The sequence below is a fragment of the Halosimplex amylolyticum genome (assembly GCF_051414035.1).
Taxonomy (GTDB): Archaea; Halobacteriota; Halobacteria; order Halobacteriales; family Haloarculaceae; genus Halosimplex; species Halosimplex amylolyticum.
The window spans coordinates 281,667-301,137 of sequence record NZ_JBLKNW010000002.1 but is presented as its reverse complement, the minus strand read 5'-3'; the positions used below and the strand labels follow the sequence as shown (position 1 = coordinate 301,137).

The following is a 19,471-nucleotide window of genomic DNA, read 5'->3' as shown; positions in this document are numbered from 1 at the left end:
CCCGTCACCTATTCTCGCTGACCGTATGCGACGCCGGAGTACCACAGCGCGGCCAACCCACCGAGGTACCCGAGCGAGCGGATGGGTCCGACCGACCAGCCCGGTAGCACTCGCTTGAGGGGGTTCGTCTCGCGGTCGTCGACGGCCCGCGGGCGAAGCTGATAGAATTCGCCGTCGTGTTCGAGGTAGGTCCGCGGCAGTTTCTCTGTCGTGGTCCCGGTCCCGTCCTCGATAGCGCTCACGGCCGCCGGCCACTCGTCGGCATCGGTCGCGAGTTCGCGCTGGACGGTTTCGAACGAGACGGGCTCCAGCCCGACGACGACGGTGTGGTTCTCGACGGTCGAGACCGGGCGGTAGTAGCCGTCCGGAACCGCGACGAACTCGTACTCCTCCCCGAGCGGGTCCGAGACGCCCGTCTCGGTATCGAGGGTGATCGTGTCGCCGTCGGCCAGATATCGGGCGACCGCACAGTTGCGGGACTGCAGCGGGTGCCAGTCGCAGTCGGCGAATTCCGGATGGTCCGGTTCGCCCGCGGTCTCTGCTTCGTAGGTGTAGACGCGTTCGGTCGTGTCCGCGGCAGGGACTGCCAGCGGCGTCCCGGCGACGAGGACTACGCCGAGTATCGCGAGTAGCGCCACGCGACGGAGGGGCATCGGTCGACAGTTCAGCTATCCCGGTAAGTGTCTGTTGGTCCCACCGCGGCCGCGGTCCCGATCGCGCGACGCGCCCGGACGACGCAGGCGGTCGGGCGACTCGATCCTCGGCCGCGAGCGGGCCATCGCTTCAGTTATCGTGGTCGGCGGACTGGAAGACGCAATGACCGCCGCGACCGGGTCGGACCCGACCCGAACGATCACCCTGGACGCGCACGTCCACACCGACGCTTCTCACGACTGCTCCGCACCGCCCGAACGGGTCGTCTCCGCCGCCGTCGACGCCGGACTCGACGCGATAGCCGTCACTGACCACGACGCCGTGGACGGTGCCCGACGAGCCGTCTCCGCCGCCGAGGGGGTGGACCTCCTGGTCGTCCCCGGCGTCGAGGTGTCGACCGCCGACGGGCACCTCCTCGCGCTCGGCGTCGACGAGGCGCCCGATCCCGGACTCCCCGTCTCGACGACGACCGAGTGGGTCCGCGAGGCCGGCGGGCTGGCGGTCGTCCCGCACCCCTTCCAGGTCAGCCGCCACGGCGTCCGAGCGGCGGCGCTCGCCGACTGCGACGCCGTCGAGACGCTAAACGCGGTCGCCGTCACCGGCGCCCAGAACCGCCGCGCCCACCGGTTCGCGACAGCCGAGGGGTACCCTTCTGTCGGCGGGAGCGACGCCCACGTGCCCGACCTGATCGGTCGCGCGTTTACGAGCGTCGAACTTCCGGAGGGCGTCGACTGGACGACGATGACGGTCGCCGACGTGGTAGACGGCGTCCGCGCCGGCGACGTGACCGCGCGCGGAACCGTCACCACGCCCGTGGAGTTCGTCCGGACGTACGCGTGGCACGCACACAACGTCGCCGCGAGCGCCGTCCAGTCCGCCGGGACGGCGGCGGCCACGGGCCGGACAGCGGTCGGATCCCGTGTGATGACGGTCGGGTCGCGGGCGGCGACAGTCGGGCGTCTCCCCGACCGCCTCGCGACCGGACCGAGATAGCCGCCGCGAGGGCGGCGATGAGTGACTTTTTTCCCGCCGCCACGAGTCGACTGGGACGTGCCATTCGGGATCACCACGGCGACGGCCTTCGTCTTCCTCGTGATCCTCGTCGCGCTCGTCCTCTTCGCCACCGAGCCCGTTCCGGTCGACATCACGGCCATCGGGATCCTCATCGCCCTGCTCGTCGTGGAGCCGCTGTCAGCGGCCGCGGCGGACGTGGGCCTGATCGCCGACCAGTTGGTCGTGCTAAGCGACCCCGAAGCGGGGCTCTCGGCGACCGACAACGGTCTCTCCGGGTTCGCCAGTTCGGCGACGCTCACGGTGCTGGCGATGTTCATCCTCTCGGACGGCGTCCAGCGGACCGGCGTCGTCCAGATCCTCGGGTCGAAGATCGCGGGGTTCACCCGCGAGAGCGAGGGTCGGCAACTCGGCGCGATCGTCGGCCTCGTCAGTCCCATCTCGGGCTTCATCAACAACACCGCCGCGGTCGCCATCCTCCTGCCGATGGTCACCGATCTGGCCCACGAGGGCAAGACATCGCCGTCGAAGCTCCTCATCCCGCTCTCGTACGCGTCGATGTTCGGTGGCATGCTGACGCTCATCGGCACGTCGACGAACATCCTCGCCTCGGAGCTCTCGGGACGGCTCATCGGTCGCACGTTCACGATGTTCGAGTTCACCCAGCTGGGCATCGTCGTCTCCATCGTCGGCACCGTCTACCTGCTGACGATCGGTCGCTGGCTCACGCCGGCGCGCATCCCGTTCGCCGAGGACCTCACCGCGGAGTTCGAGATGGGCGAGTACCTCACCGAGGTGGTCGTCCGCGAGGACTCGCCGCTCGTGGGCGAGACGGTCAGGGACGCCCTCCGGGAGACCGACTTCGACATCGACCTCGTCCAGCTGATCCGCGGCGACCGCGCGTTCACCGAACCGCTCGACCCCAAGACGATACGGGCGGGCGACGTGTTCGCAGTGCGGACCGACCGCGACACCCTCGTGGCCCTCTCCGATTCCGAGGGGCTGGACCTCCTCCCGGAGGTCGAGGTCGACGAGGACGAACTCGAAGTCGCCAACGAGCGCGACAACCTCGTCGAGGTCGTGATCGCGCCGGGCTCGAGCCTCGTCGGCGAGACGCTCCAGACGACCAACTTCCGCCAGCGCTACGACGCGACCGTCCTCGCGCTGCGGCGCGGCCAGGAGCTGTTCCGCCAGCGCATGGACGAGGTTCGGTTGCGCGTCGGCGACACGCTCCTGATCCAGGGGCCGCCCGACAGCATCGAGCGCCTCAACGTCAACCGCGACTTCATCGTCGCCCAGGAGATCGACCGCCCCGACTACCGCAGTTCGAAGATCCCCGTCGCCGTCGGCATCGTCGCCGCCGTCGTCGGCGTCGCCGCCGTCGGATTGTTGCCCATCGTCGTCGCCGCGCTCGCCGGCGCGCTCGCGATGGTCCTCACTCGCTGTCTCAAGCCCACCGAGATCTACGACGCCGTCCAGTGGGACGTCATCTTTCTGCTGGCCGGCGTCATCCCGCTGGGCATCGCCCTGGAGAACACCGGCGGCGCGGATCTGGTCGCCGACTTCGTCGTCGGGTCGGCCGTCCTCCTCCCGCCGCTGGGCGTGCTCGCCATGCTCTATCTCGTCACCGCGCTCCTGACGAACATCATCAGCAACAACGCCAGCGTCGTGCTCATGGTCCCCGTCGCCGTCGAAGCCGCCCGGCAACTCGGCGTCAACACCTTCTCGTTCATCCTCGCCGTGACCTTCGCCGCCTCGACGGCGTTCATGACCCCCATCGGCTACCAGACGAACCTCTTCGTCTACGGCCCCGGCGGCTACCGCTTCTCCGACTACCTCCGCGTCGGGACGCCCCTCCAGCTGATCTTCGCCGTCGTCACGACCCTCGGCATCGCCTTCTTCTGGGGTCTGTGAAAGCGGTCCACGGGGACCGGTCGGCCCCGACGCGCAACGAAACGCTTTCCACGGTCCCGGCGCAACGTCTTCTCGCGGGACCGTGGGGTAGCTTGGTATCCTTTCGGCCTTGGGTGCCGATAACCTCGGTTCAAATCCGAGCGGTCCCATTTCTATTCAAGCAAACCAGTGAGCCACAGGTGGATGGACCCCACTACGTAAATGCCCTCAACGTTGTGGATTCACAATCAAGCCGTCACACGTCCCAGATCAAATCGGCCGAGGAGCACTCGGCCGCGGGGCGGACAGCGAGGGCGACCGTACCCTTCGGATATCTCTCTGCTCGGGGACCCCCGGGCGCTTTTCCTAACTGGTTTGGCAGGGTTCACTTTACGTGACCCGTGGTAGGGGGCATATGGGCTCCGGACGCGGCGACCACCCGGTGGCGGAGATGGAAGTAGCCGGGGAGCTCGTCGCGGCGGTCGTCGGGGGCGTCGAGAAGTTCTCCACCGACGCTCGCGAACCGGCCAGGAACGCGTTCGGTGACCGCGACCTCGCGACCGCACAGTCGGGCGAGTGGTATCCGCTCTCGGCGTACGTCGACGCGATCGACGCCGTCCACGACTTCGTCGGCGACCACGCGGTCCACGCGCTCGGGCAGCGCATCGCTCGCGCGGTCGCGTTCCCCGCGGACGTCGACGGCGTGCCGGCCGCGCTCGCCGCCCTGGACGAGGTCTATCGCGACCAGCACCGCGGCGGCGACGTCGGCGGCTTCGCGTTCCGGCAGATCGGCGACGAGGACGGCCGCGTCGAGTGTCACACGCCCTATCCATGCGCGTTCGACCGCGGGGTGGTCGAGGGCGTCGCGGTGGCCCACGCCGACGGGTTCGTCTGCGTCTGTGAGGTGGGCGCCTGCCGCTCGGAGGGCGCCGACCGCTGTACCTACGACGTGAGCTGGTGACGGTACCTCGACCGCTCGGCCGCCGGCGTTCACTTTCGCCCCGGTTTGCGAACCTTCTTATCCGAGGGAGGGCTAAACTGGGTTCACCCAATGGCGCGCGCGGAGAACACCGAACTGATAGACGCCTTCGAGGACCTCTACCGGGACTACTACCGCAACGAGATCGGCGACCTCGCGCAGAAGTACCCGACCGAACAGAAGTCTCTCTACCTCGACTGGCAGGACATCTACCGTTTCGATCCCGACCTCGCGGACGACGTGCAGAGCCACCCCGAGGAGCTCCGGGAGTACGCGGAAGAAGCGCTGCGCCTCTACGACCTCCCCGTCGACGTCAAGCTCGGGCAGGCCCACGTCCGGGTCCGCAACCTCCCCGACTCGACCGACATCCGGGAGATCCGCGCCGACCACCGCGGCCAGCTCATCTCCGTCCAGGGCATCGTCCGCAAAGCGACGGACGTCAAGCCCAAGATCACCCAGGCCGCCTTCGAGTGCCAGCGCTGTGGCACCCTCACGCGCATCCCCCAGCAGACCGGCGACTTCCAGGAGCCCCACGAGTGCCAGGGCTGCGAGCGACAGGGCCCGTTCCGCATCAACTTCGACCAGTCGGAGTTCATCGACGCCCAGAAGATCCGCGTCCAGGAGTCCCCCGAGGGCCTGCGCGGCGGCGAGACGCCCCAGAGCATCGACGTCAACATCGAGGACGACATCACCGGCGAAGTGACCGCCGGCGACCACGTCCGCGTCTCGGGCGTCCTCAAACTCGACCAGCAGGGCAGCGACCAGGACCAATCACCGATGTTCGATGTCTACATGGACGGCTTCTCGGTCGAGATCGAGGACGAGCAGTTCGAAGAGATGGACATCACCGAGGAGGACAAACAGGAGATCATCGAACTCTCGGGCAAGGACGACATCTACGAGGAGATGGTCGGCGCCATCGCCCCCTCCATCTACGGCTACGACCGCGAGAAGCTCTCGATGATCCTCCAGCTGTTCTCCGGAGTCACGAAACACCTTCCCGACGAGTCCCGGATCCGCGGCGACCTGCATATGCTCCTGATAGGGGATCCCGGAACTGGCAAATCCCAGATGTTATCATATATACAAAATATCGCACCCCGTTCCGTCTATACATCAGGGAAAGGGAGTTCCAGTGCAGGGCTTACTGCGGCGGCGGTTCGCGACGACTTCGGCGACGGCCAGCAGTGGACTTTAGAGGCTGGTGCGCTCGTTTTAGCCGATCAGGGCATCGCCGCCGTCGACGAGCTGGACAAGATGGCCGCCGACGACCGCTCGGCGATGCACCAGGCGCTCGAACAGCAGGAGATCAGTGTAAGCAAAGCAGGTATTAATGCAACACTTAAATCTCGTTGCTCGTTGCTCGGCGCGGCGAACCCGAAGTACGGTCGTTTCGACCAGTACGAGCCGATCAGCGAGCAGATCGACCTCGAACCAGCGCTCATCTCCCGGTTCGACCTGATCTTCACCGTCACCGACCAGCCCAACGAGGAGAAAGACCGGAACCTGGCGGGGCACATCCTGCGGACCAACTACGCGGGCGAACTCCACACCCACCGCGTCGAGTCGAACACGTCGAACTTCAGCGACGAGGAGGTCGAGAACGTCACCGACGACGTGGCGCCGACCATCGAACCGGAGCTGCTTCGCAAGTACATCGCCTACGCGAAGCGCAACTGCTACCCGACGATGACCGAGGAGGCCCGCGAGGAGATCGAGGACTTCTACGTCGACCTGCGGACCCAGGGCGCCGACGAGGACGCGGCGGTGCCCGTGACGGCACGGAAACTGGAGGCGACGGTGCGGCTGGCCGAGGCGTCGGCGCGCGTCCGGCTCTCGGACAAGGTGACCGCCGAGGACTCCCAGCGGGTCATCGAGATCGTCCGCTCGTGCATGGAAGACGTGGGCGTCGACCCCGAAACCGGCGAACTCGACGCCGACATGATCGAGGCGGGGACGACCAAGAGCCAGCGCGACCGGATCAAGAACATCAAACAGCTCATCGACGACCTCGAAGACGAGTACGACGAGGGCGCGCCGGTCGACGTGGTCATCGACCGCGCCGAGGAGGTCGGCATGGACGAGACGAAGGCCGAACACGAGATTGAGAAGCTCAAACAGAAGGGCGAGGTGTACGAGCCGCAGACCGACTACCTCCGCACGACCTGATCACGACCACGATGGACCGCATCTCCGCCCTGCGCAACGTCGAAGACGCCCTCGGGGAGTTCGAAGACGGCGAGATCGACCTCGCCGCGCTGGAGCGGGAGGTCCGCGGGACGCTCCGGACCTACGCGACGGAGTTCGACGGGGAACTCGCCGCCTACCAGGCCCGCAGTGTGGAGCGGGACGGGCGCACGGGCGGGGAGTCCCACGGCGGCGACGGGGGCGACGCCGACGCCAGCGCTGGCGACACCGACGACGGCGCCCAGCAGGTCGACGGGACGGTCGTCCTCGCGGGGTCGCCACAGGGCGCCCGGGAGCGGGTGCGCGAACTGCTGGACCGCCCGGGAGAGTTCACGGTCGAGCGATACGACGACCCGTAGCGGACGACCAGGTCGGCGAACGGTACCGGCGACCGAGCCCGCGAGTCGTAGCGGACGGAGCCGATCGCCGAGAAATCCGCCATATCCCGGAGCGGAAGGACTTTGGTCGCTCCGCGGGTATATCGAGTGAACTGACCGACCAGTGATGACTGATCTGAGCTCCGAATTGGCCGACGCCCGGAACGTGCTGCTGTGTGCGCCGTCGATGACCGGCGGAGAAGGCGAAGCCTGTACCGACCTGTTGATCCCGTCGGACCCCGGCGGGGCGAACGTCCTGTGGGTCACCTTCCGCGGGGACGCGAGCGACTGCCTCGACCAGTGGGCCGCGGCGACGGACGACGAGCCCGGCCACGCGGCGGTCGTCGTCGTCGGCGAATCCCCGGGGCCGAAACCCGAGGGCGTCACCGTCGAGCACGTCTCCTCGCCGAGCGACCTGACCGGGCTCGGCATCGCGATCGGAGAGTTGCTCTCCGAGTGGGATGGCGCGCCGGTCGTCTGCGTCGACTCGCTGACGGCGATGCTCCAGTACGTCGAAGCGGAGACGGCCTACGAGTTCCTCCACGCGATCACCGGCCAGCTATACGCCGCCGACGCACGGGCGCACTTCCACATCGACCCGAGCGCCCACGACCGGAAGACCGTCGACAGCATCGCCTCGCTGTTCGACGCCGTCGTCGAGTTCGGCGACGGCGAACCGAAGATCCGCAAACGACACCTCCTTCGGTGACAGCCGGCCGGGCGCTCGTTCCGTCTTAGCGACACTTTTATCCCGTCCGGGAGTGCAATCGCCGGCCGTGCTACTGGTGGTGGCCTATTCACGGGCGGCGCGGGGGACGCTCCGGAACGTCTGTCGGACCCACGAAGAGGTCGTCGTCCGGCGGTTCGGGCGCGTCGCGCTGCTCGCGGAGACGGAGTTCGCCGCGTTCCAGGCGCTTCGACTCCGCGAAAAACACGGTGGGGACGTACAGATCGAGCGGACGCGACCGTTCAACGAGTTCGAAGCCCTCGACGACGCCGTGCGGGAGGCCGCGGCCGCCTACGAACGCCGCGAGGAGCCCGCACTCCCGTACGCGACCTTCGCCGACGGGTCCGAGCACCCGGCACCGGAACGGATGCGCGACAGCGAGCTATGAGCGCCGAGGAAGCGCCGATCATCGAGATCCGCGGCGAGCGCGAAGCCGGCCGGGCCGTCGACCTCCGGGGGAGGGGAATCGATCCCGAACGGCTCGCGGCCGCGATCCGCGACGACGCGACGCCGGGTGGCGGCGAATCGGTGGACGACGGGGTGTCGGTCGACGTCGACTGCCCGGCGCCGCGGCCGGTCCACGACCACGTCGGGTGCGTGCGACCGTCGACGACGCTCCGGGTCCGGACGGCGCTGGCGGCGGCGGCCAGGTCGCGGGGCGGGGAGGCGCCCCAGGACGACGAACTCGCCGCCGTCCGGGAGCAACTGGCCGATCTGACAGTGCCGTCGCCGCCGGACCTCCGGACGCCGCGCGAGCGCCTCGCCGGGACCGACGCGGCGGTCGACCGGATCCGCGAACGAGTCGCCGCGCTCCGTGGACGGGTCCAGGCCGGCCGCGAGGCCGGCCGCGACGTGAGCGACCTGGAGGCCGAACTGGCCGAGGCGACGCGGGAACTCTCCGAGCGCGAGACCGAGCGTGCCGCCGCGAAGGAGGCACTGGAGCGGGCCGAGCGACTGGCCCGCGAGAGCCGGGACGCCCGCGAGCGACGCCGGCGACTCGAAGACCGGCACGCGAACCTCGAACGCCGCGCCCGCGCCCACCTCGTCGACCGGATCCGCGGGGAGTACGAGGCCGCCCTCGCGGAGGTGCCGGGGGCGCCCGCGGACGCCTGCGCCAGCGATCCCTTCGAACTCGACGGCGCGACCGCCGTGCTGGCCGTGGGCCGCGTAGCCGCGTTGCGGGCGCCGGTCGTACTGGCCTGCGACCGGTTCGAGACAGTCGACGCGGCCGCCGGGTGGCTCGACGCGCCGGTCGTCAGAGTCTGAACGGGAGCGGGCGGGGACGGTCCAGCGGGGCCGCCGGCGGACGACCGGTCCGCGAATTTAAGTCGGAACGGGCGACCACCCCCTCGCATGGTCACGCTGGACTGGAGTCTCGAACGGAGCGACGGGGTGACGCTGGTCGGCCTCGTCGTCGCGGCGGAGCGGCCGTGCCGAGTGCGGATCGAGAACCGCCTCGAGGGCCCGGTCTGGCCGCCACGGCGCCGCGGCCGGCCCGCCGACGGCTGGGAGGACGGCGTCTTCACGGGCGAGGTGCCCGCCGAGGGCCGATTGACGGTCGGGTACGCGACGCCCGCCTCGCCGGCCGACCCGCCCGCGGAAGTCGTCGAAACCGAACCCGCGAGCGACCGCGAGCGCGAGGGGGTCGACCAGACGGCGCGAGCGAGTCCCGTCCCCGCGGTCGGTTCGACGCCGGCGGACGTCGTCCGCGCGCTGGGCGATCCGGTCGTTCCGCGGGACAGCGTCCCGGTTCCGGAGATTCCCCACGCGGAACCAGAGGGTTCACCGGGAGCGAGCGCGGGAGGCGACCGGTCCGGCCCGTCCGTGCACCGCGAGCGCGTCGACGAGCCGAACGCTGCGAACGAGCGTCCGCGACCCGAAAGTCAGCAGTCGGACCGCGCCGAGACGACCGAGGAGCGCGTCGAGGCCTCGCGACTTGTCGTCCCTAGCGGCGTCCGAGCGTGGCTCGCCGACGTGGAGGCACGTCTCGACGCTGGTGAGCGAGGCGACGAATCGGACCACCAGCCGACGGAATCGACGCTCGCGTCGGCGCGGGCGGTAGACCGGGGGGCGCTCAGACAGGTGCGACGGCGAGCCGACGCGCTGCTCGCGCGGGCCGAGGGGGAGGGGCCCTCTCAGTGCAGTCCCGAGCGGAGGGAGACGGCCGCGACCGGCGGTGACACGGTGGGGCGATGATCGTCGCGGTCGTCGGCGGGAAGGGCGGCGTCGGCAAGTCGACGGTCGCGTACAACCTCGGGGCGCACCTCGGCGGCGTCGTCGTGGACGCCGACCTCGCGATGGCGGACCTGCCCGCCGACCGCGGCCCGGACCTCCACGACGTGCTGGCCGGGCGGGCCGACCCGGCCGAGGCCGTCCGGGAGGGCGGCCCGGTCGCCCTGCTCCCGTGCGGCCGGTCGCTGGCCGGCGCGCGGGCCTGCGATCCGACCGCGCTGGTCGAGACCGTCGAGCGCGTCAGCCACGAGTACGGTCGCGTCGTCGTGGACTGTCCGGCGGGGATGTGCGGCGACGTTGGGCTCGGGCTGCTGGTCGCCGACGCCTGCGTCCTCGTCACCGAACCGGCACCGCCGGCGCTGGGCGACGCGCTCCGGGCGCGAGCGCTCGCCCGCGAACTCGACGCCGGACTGGCGGCCGTGGTGTTGAACCGGGCGAGCGAGGCGTCGCCGACGGACGTGATCGCCCGCGAACTCGGCGGGCCGGTGACGACGATCCCCGAATCCGACGCCGTCGCCGACGCACAGGCCTCGGGCGTCCCGGTCGGTGAGCACGCACCCGACGCACCCGCGACCGCGGCCTTCGCGGACCTGGCAGACGCCGTCGAGCGGGCCTGCCGGTACGCCGGCCCGGTGGGGCAGGCTCCCTAGGGTAGAGCGATCTGCAGTGTGTGACGTCCTCTCAACCGTCGGGACCATCGGGGTCCGTCGAATCTGACGCCCCGGTCACGGGCGACGGCCCGCCGTCAGCCGAGACCAGTTCTCAGGGCTGCATCGCCGAACAGATACTGACAGGTTCGGAGCCCCCGAGCCTGTCGTCAGTCGTCGCTGGCGGTCAGCGCCTGGTAGGTCGCCCGGAGGGTGACTGGCGTCACGTCGGCGACGTCGGCGGCCTCCTGCTGGGTGAGCGGGTACGCGCGCTCGTCGGCCGCGGTGTAGAGACAGCCCGCGGCGACGCCGGCGGGGTTGCGCCCGGTGACGTGGTCCCGTTCGCGGGCCGCTTCGACGAATTCGCGGGCGCGACCCTCGATCCGCTGAGGCAGGTCGAGGTCGCTAGCGAAGCGCGCCAGGTACTCCGCCGGGTCGATGGGACCTGTCGGGAGGCCCAGTTCCCGGTTGAGGGCGTCGTAGGCGGCCGAGAGTTCCGCCTTCGTGGCGCGGGCCTCCCCGACCACCTCGTCGACGGTCCGGGAGACGTCCGCCGTGCGGCAGGTGGCGTACACCGCCGCGGCGGCGAACCCCTCCAGCGAGCGCCCTCGCAGGAGGTCCTCGTCCTGCGCGGACTCGAAGAGGATACAGGAGCGGTCGCGGACGTGGTCCGAGAGCCCGAGAGCACCGACGAGGCGGCGGATCTCCGTGAACCCGTACACCTGGTTGCGCTCGGCCTTCGAGCCGATCTTCGTGCGATTGTGCTGGCGGCGGAGTCGCGCCATCCGCCGGCGCTTGCGGCCCTTGAGGCGGGTCGAGCGGCCGATCTCCGTGGAGAGGCCCCGATCGTGGCGCGAGCGGGTCAGCGGCGCGCCCGTGCGTTCGCGGTTGATTTCGTCGTCGGCGAACGAACGCCACTCCGGGCCGCGGTCGATGTTGTCTTCGGCGACCACGAGGCCGCAGCTCGCGCAGACCGTTTCGCTGTCGTCGCTTCGCAGGCGCCCGTCGCACTCGGGGCACGCAGTGACTGTCGTGCTCATATGCGACGCTTCGCCCGGAACCGGGTTAATAAACGGTGCGATGGCCCCCGGTTTCCAGGCCGTTCGCGGCCGATCCACCGACCGGTTACCGGTAGGTGGGTCGATCCGGCGGCCGCTCGGCGGGCGGGTCCGGGACCGGCGCGGTCACTGTTCGGCGATCCACTCTCTCGCTTCGTCCATGTCGCCGGCCAGCACGTAGGTGAACGGGAGGTCCTGGGCCTGGTCGACGAACTCCTCCATCTCCATCTCCGAGATGACGCTGTCGGAGGTGACGGTCACGCTGTACTCGATACCCTCCTCGATCGTCTCGGGGATCCACTCCTCCTGGAGCCATTCCTTGTCCGCATCGTCGTGTGCTCGGATCCCACTCGTGTCCACGATCTGCTTCGATATGTCGTGCTGCCGGATCACGTCGAGCAGATCGTAACAGCCGTCGCGGAACGCTTCACCGGCCGCGAACTGGTCCCACGTGTGGATTACCGCGCCGATGTCGTCGTCGACCTCGATCGTGTGCGTCTCTGTGTCTACCACTGTCTGTGGCGCCATACGGGTAACTCTCGCATCACCCGTGTTGAATGCTACCGCCCGAGTATCAAAACCGATAGTGTTGTGATTCCCCTACAATACTGTCGGCGCTCATAGATGACGCGTAAACAGACAGTGGTAACTGGTAGTCCGATCGCGAAGACGGCGAGGGCCAGCGCGCGCGACTGGTGGACCGCGCCCGATCGCCCCGGATTTCGGTCAGTCGGATCCGCTCGACGGTCTCGACCGCCCACATTCCGCCGGCGAAGCCGTTCGCGACAGCACCTATCGGTGGGACGACCCTCACCGAAGACGATGACGACCCTCGAACTCCGTCCCGTCGACCGGGACGAAAACCGCGAACGGCTCTTCGAGACGCTCGCCGGCACTGACGCGGGAGAAACGGTCACGATCGTCGCCGACCGTGACGCGGGCGTGCTCTTTCACCACTACCAGATCAAACGAGACCACCGGCTCCGGTGGGAGACCGATCAGCGCGACGACGGGGCGGTCGAGCATCGGGTCACGACGGGCGAACCCGTCGACGAAGACGGACTGACCGACTTCGACGTCCGGGACATGCCGCCGCAGCGACGCCACGAGGTCCTCACGGACACGTTCGATCGCCTCGGGCCCGGCGAGGGGTTCGTGCTGGTCAACGACCACGACCCCAAGCCGCTGTACCACGAGCTCCGCTCGACGCGCGGCGACGGCTTCGAGTGGGAGTACCTGAACCGGGACCCCCAGGAGTGGCGCGTCGAGATCGTCAAGACCGACGAGACCGAGTCGGTCGACGACGACGTCGTCGCGTCGTTCGACGTCCGCGAGATCCCGAAACGGGAGCGCCATCCGACGATCCATCACCGGTACGGCAACGTCGCGGAGGGCGAGACGATGGAGATCGTCGCGCCGCACGAACCCCGGCCGCTGCGCCACGAGTTCCGGCAGCGATACGGGGAGTCGTTCACCTGGGAGGTCGCCGAGCAGGAACCGGGCCGCTGTCGAGTCCGAATCACGAAAGGAGCCGAAGGGAGAGAGGGTGACGAGGGGCCCGCTGGCGTCCCGGAGACGGCGGTGGACAGCGACTCGCTGACCGTGACGGAGGAACTCGACGTGCGGGACCTGCCCCCCGCACAGCGACACGAGCGGATCTTCGACGCCTACGCCGACCTCCGGGCGGGGGAGGGGTTCGTCCTCGTCAACGACCACGACCCGAAACCGCTGTATCACCAGTTCGACGCTGAAGCCGGCGACGAGTTCCGCTGGGAGTACCGCCAGCGGGACCCCGGCGAGTTCAGAGTCCTCGTCGGGAAGGGTGACGTGACGGACAGCGGGACGGGTCGAGACGAGAGCGTCGACGCACCGTTCTGACTGCGGAGGACGGACGCGGTAAGCGGGCGCGGTAGGGGGACGCGGTGGGCGGACGCCATGGGCGGACGCGGTGGGCGGACGCCATGGGCGGACGCGGTGGGCGGACGCCATGGGCGGACGCAGTAGCGGGTGCCAAAGCCGACCGTCCGACGGGGCCGCGCTCACTCGCGACCGATCCGCAGGTAGGTCGCGTACTCGTTCCTGAGGAGTCGTCCGCGCTCGCTCTCGATTGCGAGCAGTTCGTGGGGGGTCTGTTCCGCCAGTCGCGGGTACTCCTGTTTCGCCCGGCGGTCGGTGCTCCGGACCACCAGGACGGCGCCGTCCGACAGGTCTTCGAGCGCCCGCTGCACCCGGGCGATCCCGCTCGCACAGCCGCGACCGCGGTTGTCGACGGTCATGTCCGGCTCGACGTCGGGAGCCGTGTCGGGGACCGCGGGTTCAGTCATCGCTCGTCCCCTCCGGTCCGTCACCGACCGGTTGCCGGTCGTTCGACCGGCTCTGGGCGGCGCCGTCTCCGCCGAGGTCTTCCAGCTCGCAGACGCCTTCGATCGGCGAACAGGCCCGCCACATCGGGCAGAGCGTGAAGATAACCACCAGGAGGCCGACGAACCCGATCTTCGCGAGGACGGCGAGTCCGACGGCGCTGCCCAGGTACGTCGCGACGGTCGTTCCCAGGCCGTCGACGGCCTGGTAGAGGCCGGTCAGAAACAGCGTGGGGATGACGAATCGGACCGCCCAGCGGAACCGTTCGAGCTGTTCGCCCGCGGCGCGGACGACGGGGATCGTCGGGCGCTTCCGGCCCGTCGGAACGGCGACGAAGATGTTCCACACGGCGCCGCCGATCCACGCCGCGAACGCGAGAAGGTGGAGCACGCGGACGCCCGCGGCGACCGGGTCGAGCCCGCGAACCGCGACCTCGGCCACTGCCGTCGCGGCGACGACCGCCAGTGCGAGCGCCAGCGCGACGAGTCCGCCCGGGCTCCGGAACTGGTCCGTTACGCCGACATCCCGGCGGGTCGTCGCGGCCGCGACCGCGAGCCAGACCGCGAGCAGCGCGGCGAACGCGTAGACCGGTGGCGCCCGGCCGAACGCGTCGAGATATGCCCGGAGAACGACGGCCCCACCGGTCGCGAGAACCGCGATCGCACCGACCGCGATGCGGTCGAAGCGGTCGTACATCTCGGCGCAGTAGTCGGCGGCGCCGTCCCCCAGGTCCGCCGGACGGACGAAGACGTGCTTCCAGACGAGCCCGCCGGTGAGGACACCGAGCGCGACGAAGTACGCCCACTTCGCCGCGGTGAGCGCCGCGCTCGCGTCCCCAGCGAGTCGCGTCGTGACCCACGTGCCCACCAGCGACGCCGCCAGGATGACGGTCAGGGCCGCCTTCGGAAGCGCGTATCTGTCGAAGAGCGCGTCCGTCCGATCTGGAGCCGTCCGGGTCTGGGACTCTGACATGGCGAGTGTGTTCCTCGGCGTGTCTTTAGGCCGACCGAAACTAAGTCCGTGGGCGGATATATTCGGCCGAGATCACTCGGCGTCTCGCCCGGAAGCCCCCGGCGTGAAATCGATATCCGTCGACGGACCGATCGCGACGCTCGTCCGAATCGTGGACCGATCCCCGCGCTCTCGGGGCGGGAGGTGACTGACCGGCGATGGCGAACGCCTACGCCGACCGCGAACCGGTCACGAGGCGGGAACACGACCGACCGTGGGTTGCCGACCTCGAAGCGGACGAGCACGCGGCCGATCGGGGGCTGACCGTCGCCGAGGCCGTGGACGCGGTGGAACAGACGCGCGCCGGTCGGTTCGTCGACCTCGTCACGCACGAACAGCACGGGCATCCGTCGTCGTACCTGTACGAGCCGGTCCGGTCCGTCGATCGACCCGTCGACGTCTCGGACGAGGGTCGCTGTTCGTGCGGCGGATACGTCACGCGCGTCGCGGTGCATCCGCGAGCGTAGCTGTCCGGGGGCGATGCAGACTAACTCGTCGGATATCCGCCCGTTCGACCGGGGAGGAAGACGGCAGGAGCGAACGACGACAGGAGTTCGTACTTGCAGGGACCCCGGGGCGGCTCGACGGCGTGGTCGGTCTTTCGACGCGGGACCCGAACATCTCGGGACGCAGGCTTTCCCTCGGCGGCGGCGTAGAGACGCGTGATGGACGAGGCGACGGCAGGTGACCGCGTCCCGGCGACCGTCGAGTGGCGAGCGATAGGGCCCGAGGAGGTGTCCTCGCCGGTCGTCCGGCGGCTCCCGTACCTCGAACTGAAACTCGAACACCCCGCGCTCGAACCGAGCGGGCGCGGCGACCGCTTCTTCCCGGACGCGGTTCCGTACGAACTAGAGGGGACGGCGCGGGCGTTCTACTGGCGGCCGGCGGTGGCGCCGTCGACCGGCGATCCGCGGGACTGGGAACTGGCCTGCGCGACCACGCACGAACTCGCCGGGATCGACGTGCTCCCGGCGGCGTGTCCGGCGCTCGTCACGGAGGGCGCGAGCGGGACGACGGTCGTCGTCGACGGCACCGTCGGCGGCGAGACGACGACCAGTCACGTCCGGTCGTACGCGCCGCCCGACGTCCGGGTCGACACCCGCTCGGACGCGGGGATCGAACTGGTGGTCGCAGGGAGCGAGTTCCGCGTGTCGACCGGCGAGCGGCGCCAGATATCCCTCCCTGAGCAACGCGTCGAACCGGTCGACAGCCGCGACGAACCGGTGACAGTCGCGCCGGAACTCGTCGTCCGCTATCCCGGCCGCCGCGAACTGCATCACCCGGCCGTCGGAGCGACGTATCGGCTGTTCCCGTCGTTCGGCCTCGATCTGGACGCGGTTCCGAACCCGCTTCCGGTCCCGACCGCGGCCGACGAACTCGACGACGCGGCGCTGGCGACGGAACTCGGCGTCGACCTGTCGGACCGGCCGTACCCCGAGCGGGTCCTCTGGCAGGCCTTCGCCTACACGGCGTTCGACCCCCACGCCGAGCGGTCGCCACAGTTGACGCAACTGGCGTCCGGCCACATCGTGCTCCGCACTGGGGCTCTCGAACGGAACTGAGCGGACAGCGACGGTCATCGCCGCCGAACGAACGGCGTTTCGGCCGCGAGCCGCGACCGCGTCAGCGTCCCGCCGACGCCCTTCCTGCCGCCCCGCGAATATCTCCGGCAACAGGTGTACGCCTGCTGCCGACGAACGGACGAGTATGCCGAGTTTTCCATCGCCGTTCGGCGGGGACGACGACGACGCGCTGTTCGAGCGCTACGACGAGTTCGCCCCGGATAGCGCCCCGAGACCGGACAGGTTCCTCGACCGGCACGACGTGCTCGCGGGGAACGACCACGTCGCGTTCCACCGCCTGACTCGCGAACTCTTCGAGGAGCGGAAAGTCTACGACATGACGTTCAACTACAACCTCGCCCGGTTGAACCTGGACACCCGTCACAAGAACGCCGGGTACCGTTACGCCGTCGAGCGCGACGGGGCCGACGACGCCCTCGAAGCCGACGACCTCGACCGCGTTCTCCGCGCGGAGTTCACGCCGACGACACCGTTCTGCCCGCAGACGCACACGCTGACGATCGGGTCCTTCCGCGCCTGGAACGGTCTCACCGACCGTCACGAGTACGACCTCGTCCGCGTCCGGGCGGCCCCGATGCACCACCAGAGCGACGCGATCAACGACCAGCTCGCGGAACTCGAGGAGACGTACGTCGAGACCGGGGACCCATCGGTGGAACCCGAAGACAGCGCCGCGGTGGGCTCCACACCGATGGAGCGAGCGAAACAGAACGAGGGAGCCAGTCGGGGATCCCCGGACGCACCGTTCTGAGCCGGCGCTCCACGACCCGGTTTACGACGAACGTCTCGCTCTCTCCCCATTTCGACCGTCGAACACCGACGAGCAGCGAACATGTTCACGCCAAGACTCTTTTAGGCCGGCCGAAAACATGTCGGACGGAGCGGCCCGGACGTATCCGCGAGGAACGATCGAACGCCGGCCGCTGACTACAATGCCCTACGCGAAACTCACGATAACCATCCCGGAATCGGTCTGGATCAGCGAGGTGTCCCGTGCGTATCCCGAGACGCGGTTTCGCGTGCTCGCGGCCACCGCGAACACGGCGACCGGCGTCGCCCGGATCGAGATCCTCGGTGACGACCCCGGCGCCGTCTGCGAAGAGATGCGGGCGTACGATTCGGTGACCGATCTGACGGTCTTCGAGACGGACTCCGCGACGAGCCGAGTGCAGGTCGAGACGACCGTCCCGCTGTTGCTGACCTCGTTACAGGACTCCGGGGTCCCCATCGAGATGCCCTTCGAGGTCCGGGACGGCGAGGTGACCCTCGAAGTCACCGTCCCGCAGCGGACGCTCACAGATCTCGGGGAGACGCTCGACGAGTTCGGCATCCGGTACGCCGTCGAACGGGTCCAGCAGGACGTCGAGTCGGACCCACTGTTGACCGAGCGCCAGCAGTGGGTGCTCGACGAGGCGATCGGCCGCGGCTACTACGATACGCCGCGACGGACGACCCTCGTCGCACTCGCCGACGATCTGGACATCGCGAAGTCGACGTGCAGCGAGATCCTCCACCGTGCCGAAGGGCAAGTGCTGAAAGCGTACAGGACCGACGGACGCGACGCACATCCCGAAGTCGCAGCGACCTCCGATTGACGGACGGCGCGTTCGGGCCGGCGTCACCCGTCTACTCGCCGCGGATCGCGTCCAGCGGGACCCGTTCGCCGGTCTCCGCGGAGCGGTAGGCCGCGAGGATGACGTCGACGGCCGTGCGGGCCTCTCGACCCGGAACTTCGGGCTCGCGCCCCTCTCGGACGGCGGTCACGAAGTCCTGGACGACGCCGTCGTGGCCCGCGCCGGCGTCGTGCGGGTCGCCGCCGAACTCGCGGCCCTCGGTTTCGGCGTGCCACCTGGACTCTTCGCCGGTGCCGATCCGGACGTCGGTGATCTCGGACTCGGCGAGCGCGATGGTCCCCTCGGTGCCGTTGATCTCGGTGCGGTCGGTGCCGCCCTTGGTGGCCGTGGTGACCGCGACGGTGCCGATGGCGCCGTTCTCGAACCGCAGGACGAGCGCGCCGGTGTCCTCGCACTCCATGTCGCGGTCGAGGGCGTCCAGTTCGGCCTGTACGGACTCGACGCCCCCCATGATCCACTGGAGCGCGTCGAGCGAGTGGATCCCCTGGTTCATGAACGCGCCGCCGTCCATCTCGCGGCTACCCCGCCACTCGGCGGCGTCGTAGTAGAACTGCGGGCGGAACCACTTCACGTGGGTGTCGCCCAGCACCGGTCGCCCGATCTCGCCGTCGTCGACGGCTCGCTTCGCCCGGCGGAGCCCCGGATCGAAGCGCCGCTGGAAGACGCCCGCGAGGGTGACGCCTGCGTCGTCGCAGACGTCGATCATCCGGTTCACGCGCTCGGCGGTCACGTCCAGCGGCTTCTCGCAGAGCACGTGCGCCCCCGCACGGGCGACGTCCGCCGTCACGTCGGCGTGGGTCCCGCTGGGCGTACAGACGCTGACGGCGTCGACGTCGCCGTCGTCGACCATCGTCGCCGGGTCCTCGTACGTCTCGGACACGTCGTGTTCGTCCGCGAACGTCTCGGCGGCCTCGGCGTCGAGGTCGGCACAGGCGACGAGCGTCGCCCCAGTGGCCTCCCGGACGGCCTCCGCGTGTGTGTTCCCGATCCCCGCACACCCCACGATCCCGTATCGCAGTTCCTCGGTCATGCTCACCGGGCGCACGGCCAACGGGAAGTATCTGCCGTCGCCGGAAAGATCGGCTGACAACGCGGAGACGATGCGGTGGTGTCGAAC

General features: G+C 69.4%; 21 protein-coding genes and 1 tRNA gene. 16 read left to right on the top strand and 6 right to left on the bottom strand.

The window, feature by feature from the left end:
* Positions 1-8: 8 nt before the first annotated feature.
* A complete protein-coding gene (locus ACMGFE_RS12095; protein WP_436925454.1) occupies positions 9-653 on the bottom strand; it encodes a DUF8127 domain-containing protein in 645 nt (214 codons plus the stop codon).
* A gap of 163 nt (positions 654-816) precedes the next feature.
* Between ACMGFE_RS12095 and ACMGFE_RS12090 the strand changes: the two genes are divergently transcribed.
* The 11 genes from ACMGFE_RS12090 to ACMGFE_RS12040 all read left to right on the top strand — a co-directional run bounded on the left by ACMGFE_RS12090 (position 817) and on the right by ACMGFE_RS12040 (position 10,710).
* A complete protein-coding gene (locus ACMGFE_RS12090) occupies positions 817-1,647 on the top strand; it encodes a CehA/McbA family metallohydrolase (RefSeq protein WP_436925453.1) in 831 nt (276 codons plus the stop codon).
* Positions 1,648-1,704: 57 nt separating this feature from the next.
* On the top strand, positions 1,705-3,579 hold the full coding sequence (locus ACMGFE_RS12085; protein WP_436925452.1) for an SLC13 family permease: 1,875 nt from the start codon (positions 1,705-1,707) through the stop codon (positions 3,577-3,579).
* Positions 3,580-3,655: 76 nt separating this feature from the next.
* Positions 3,656-3,728, top strand: a tRNA-Pro gene (locus tag ACMGFE_RS12080).
* Positions 3,729-3,973: 245 nt separating this feature from the next.
* The gene (locus ACMGFE_RS12075; RefSeq protein WP_436925451.1) at positions 3,974-4,519 is read left to right on the top strand and encodes a hypothetical protein; all 546 of its coding nucleotides are present in this window, start codon (positions 3,974-3,976) and stop codon (positions 4,517-4,519) included.
* A gap of 90 nt (positions 4,520-4,609) precedes the next feature.
* Entirely contained in the window at positions 4,610-6,706 is a 2,097-nt protein-coding gene (locus tag ACMGFE_RS12070; RefSeq protein ID WP_436925450.1) for a minichromosome maintenance protein MCM, read from the top strand.
* Between the two features lie 11 nt (positions 6,707-6,717).
* Complete coding sequence (locus ACMGFE_RS12065) at positions 6,718-7,083, top strand: DUF7854 family protein (RefSeq protein WP_436925449.1); 366 nt, start codon at positions 6,718-6,720, stop codon at positions 7,081-7,083.
* 145 nt (positions 7,084-7,228) lie between these two features.
* On the top strand, positions 7,229-7,810 hold the full coding sequence (locus ACMGFE_RS12060; RefSeq protein WP_436925448.1) for a DUF7504 family protein: 582 nt from the start codon (positions 7,229-7,231) through the stop codon (positions 7,808-7,810).
* Between the two features lie 67 nt (positions 7,811-7,877).
* A complete protein-coding gene (locus tag ACMGFE_RS12055) occupies positions 7,878-8,216 on the top strand; it encodes a DUF7855 family protein (protein WP_436925447.1) in 339 nt (112 codons plus the stop codon).
* Complete coding sequence (locus ACMGFE_RS12050) at positions 8,213-9,094, top strand: DUF7856 family protein (RefSeq protein WP_436925446.1); 882 nt, start codon at positions 8,213-8,215, stop codon at positions 9,092-9,094. The genes ACMGFE_RS12055 and ACMGFE_RS12050 overlap by 4 nt, the downstream gene beginning before the upstream one ends.
* Positions 9,095-9,181: 87 nt before the next feature.
* A complete protein-coding gene (locus tag ACMGFE_RS12045; RefSeq protein WP_436925445.1) occupies positions 9,182-10,024 on the top strand; it encodes a DUF7857 domain-containing protein in 843 nt (280 codons plus the stop codon).
* Positions 10,021-10,710, top strand: a complete 690-nt coding sequence (locus ACMGFE_RS12040; RefSeq protein ID WP_436925444.1) for a MinD/ParA family ATP-binding protein — start codon at positions 10,021-10,023, stop codon at positions 10,708-10,710. Before ACMGFE_RS12045 ends, ACMGFE_RS12040 begins: the two co-directional genes overlap by 4 nt.
* Positions 10,711-10,877: 167 nt before the next feature.
* On the opposite strand, the gene ACMGFE_RS12035 is transcribed toward ACMGFE_RS12040, so the two are convergent.
* Positions 10,878-11,747: a transcription initiation factor IIB gene (locus tag ACMGFE_RS12035; RefSeq protein WP_436925443.1), complete on the bottom strand. Its 870-nt coding sequence runs from the start codon at positions 11,745-11,747 to the stop codon at positions 10,878-10,880.
* A 144-nt stretch (positions 11,748-11,891) separates the two neighbouring features.
* Entirely contained in the window at positions 11,892-12,293 is a 402-nt protein-coding gene (locus tag ACMGFE_RS12030) for a hypothetical protein (RefSeq protein ID WP_436925442.1), read from the bottom strand.
* Between the two features lie 294 nt (positions 12,294-12,587).
* On the opposite strand from ACMGFE_RS12030, the gene ACMGFE_RS12025 reads away from it, so the two are divergent.
* Entirely contained in the window at positions 12,588-13,643 is a 1,056-nt protein-coding gene (locus ACMGFE_RS12025) for a DUF2249 domain-containing protein (RefSeq protein WP_436925441.1), read from the top strand.
* Between the two features lie 161 nt (positions 13,644-13,804).
* On the opposite strand, the gene ACMGFE_RS12020 is transcribed toward ACMGFE_RS12025, so the two are convergent.
* Positions 13,805-14,089: a sulfurtransferase TusA family protein gene (locus tag ACMGFE_RS12020; protein ID WP_436925440.1), complete on the bottom strand. Its 285-nt coding sequence runs from the start codon at positions 14,087-14,089 to the stop codon at positions 13,805-13,807.
* A complete protein-coding gene (locus ACMGFE_RS12015; protein WP_436925439.1) occupies positions 14,082-15,098 on the bottom strand; it encodes a hypothetical protein in 1,017 nt (338 codons plus the stop codon). The genes ACMGFE_RS12020 and ACMGFE_RS12015 overlap by 8 nt, the downstream gene beginning before the upstream one ends.
* Positions 15,099-15,295: 197 nt before the next feature.
* On the opposite strand from ACMGFE_RS12015, the gene ACMGFE_RS12010 reads away from it, so the two are divergent.
* The 4 genes from ACMGFE_RS12010 to ACMGFE_RS11995 all read left to right on the top strand — a co-directional run bounded on the left by ACMGFE_RS12010 (position 15,296) and on the right by ACMGFE_RS11995 (position 18,315).
* Positions 15,296-15,604, top strand: a complete 309-nt coding sequence (locus tag ACMGFE_RS12010; protein WP_436925438.1) for a CGCGG family putative rSAM-modified RiPP protein — start codon at positions 15,296-15,298, stop codon at positions 15,602-15,604.
* Positions 15,605-15,802: 198 nt separating this feature from the next.
* A complete protein-coding gene (locus ACMGFE_RS12005) occupies positions 15,803-16,699 on the top strand; it encodes a hypothetical protein (RefSeq protein ID WP_436925437.1) in 897 nt (298 codons plus the stop codon).
* Positions 16,700-16,844: 145 nt separating this feature from the next.
* On the top strand, positions 16,845-17,471 hold the full coding sequence (locus ACMGFE_RS12000; RefSeq protein ID WP_436925436.1) for a DUF7998 family protein: 627 nt from the start codon (positions 16,845-16,847) through the stop codon (positions 17,469-17,471).
* Positions 17,472-17,652: 181 nt separating this feature from the next.
* Entirely contained in the window at positions 17,653-18,315 is a 663-nt protein-coding gene (locus ACMGFE_RS11995; RefSeq protein WP_436925435.1) for a helix-turn-helix domain-containing protein, read from the top strand.
* A gap of 31 nt (positions 18,316-18,346) precedes the next feature.
* Here ACMGFE_RS11995 and ACMGFE_RS11990 read toward each other — a convergent pair whose 3' ends face one another.
* On the bottom strand, positions 18,347-19,384 hold the full coding sequence (locus ACMGFE_RS11990; RefSeq protein WP_436925434.1) for a Gfo/Idh/MocA family protein: 1,038 nt from the start codon (positions 19,382-19,384) through the stop codon (positions 18,347-18,349).
* Positions 19,385-19,471 lie beyond the last annotated feature (87 nt).

Coding starts and splice junctions, on each gene's coding strand:
- ACMGFE_RS12095 (WP_436925454.1), bottom strand. CDS start 653: ATGCCCCTCCGTCGCGTGGCGCTACTCGCGATACTCGGCGTAGTCCTC.
- ACMGFE_RS12090 (WP_436925453.1), top strand. CDS start 817: ATGACCGCCGCGACCGGGTCGGACCCGACCCGAACGATCACCCTGGAC.
- ACMGFE_RS12075 (WP_436925451.1), top strand. CDS start 3,974: ATGGGCTCCGGACGCGGCGACCACCCGGTGGCGGAGATGGAAGTAGCC.
- ACMGFE_RS12070 (WP_436925450.1), top strand. CDS start 4,610: ATGGCGCGCGCGGAGAACACCGAACTGATAGACGCCTTCGAGGACCTC.
- ACMGFE_RS12065 (WP_436925449.1), top strand. CDS start 6,718: ATGGACCGCATCTCCGCCCTGCGCAACGTCGAAGACGCCCTCGGGGAG.
- ACMGFE_RS12060 (WP_436925448.1), top strand. CDS start 7,229: ATGACTGATCTGAGCTCCGAATTGGCCGACGCCCGGAACGTGCTGCTG.
- ACMGFE_RS12050 (WP_436925446.1), top strand. CDS start 8,213: ATGAGCGCCGAGGAAGCGCCGATCATCGAGATCCGCGGCGAGCGCGAA.
- ACMGFE_RS12045 (WP_436925445.1), top strand. CDS start 9,182: ATGGTCACGCTGGACTGGAGTCTCGAACGGAGCGACGGGGTGACGCTG.
- ACMGFE_RS12040 (WP_436925444.1), top strand. CDS start 10,021: ATGATCGTCGCGGTCGTCGGCGGGAAGGGCGGCGTCGGCAAGTCGACG.
- ACMGFE_RS12035 (WP_436925443.1), bottom strand. CDS start 11,747: ATGAGCACGACAGTCACTGCGTGCCCCGAGTGCGACGGGCGCCTGCGA.
- ACMGFE_RS12030 (WP_436925442.1), bottom strand. CDS start 12,293: ATGGCGCCACAGACAGTGGTAGACACAGAGACGCACACGATCGAGGTC.
- ACMGFE_RS12025 (WP_436925441.1), top strand. CDS start 12,588: ATGACGACCCTCGAACTCCGTCCCGTCGACCGGGACGAAAACCGCGAA.
- ACMGFE_RS12020 (WP_436925440.1), bottom strand. CDS start 14,089: ATGACTGAACCCGCGGTCCCCGACACGGCTCCCGACGTCGAGCCGGAC.
- ACMGFE_RS12015 (WP_436925439.1), bottom strand. CDS start 15,098: ATGTCAGAGTCCCAGACCCGGACGGCTCCAGATCGGACGGACGCGCTC.
- ACMGFE_RS12010 (WP_436925438.1), top strand. CDS start 15,296: ATGGCGAACGCCTACGCCGACCGCGAACCGGTCACGAGGCGGGAACAC.
- ACMGFE_RS12005 (WP_436925437.1), top strand. CDS start 15,803: ATGGACGAGGCGACGGCAGGTGACCGCGTCCCGGCGACCGTCGAGTGG.
- ACMGFE_RS12000 (WP_436925436.1), top strand. CDS start 16,845: ATGCCGAGTTTTCCATCGCCGTTCGGCGGGGACGACGACGACGCGCTG.
- ACMGFE_RS11995 (WP_436925435.1), top strand. CDS start 17,653: ATGCCCTACGCGAAACTCACGATAACCATCCCGGAATCGGTCTGGATC.
- ACMGFE_RS11990 (WP_436925434.1), bottom strand. CDS start 19,384: ATGACCGAGGAACTGCGATACGGGATCGTGGGGTGTGCGGGGATCGGG.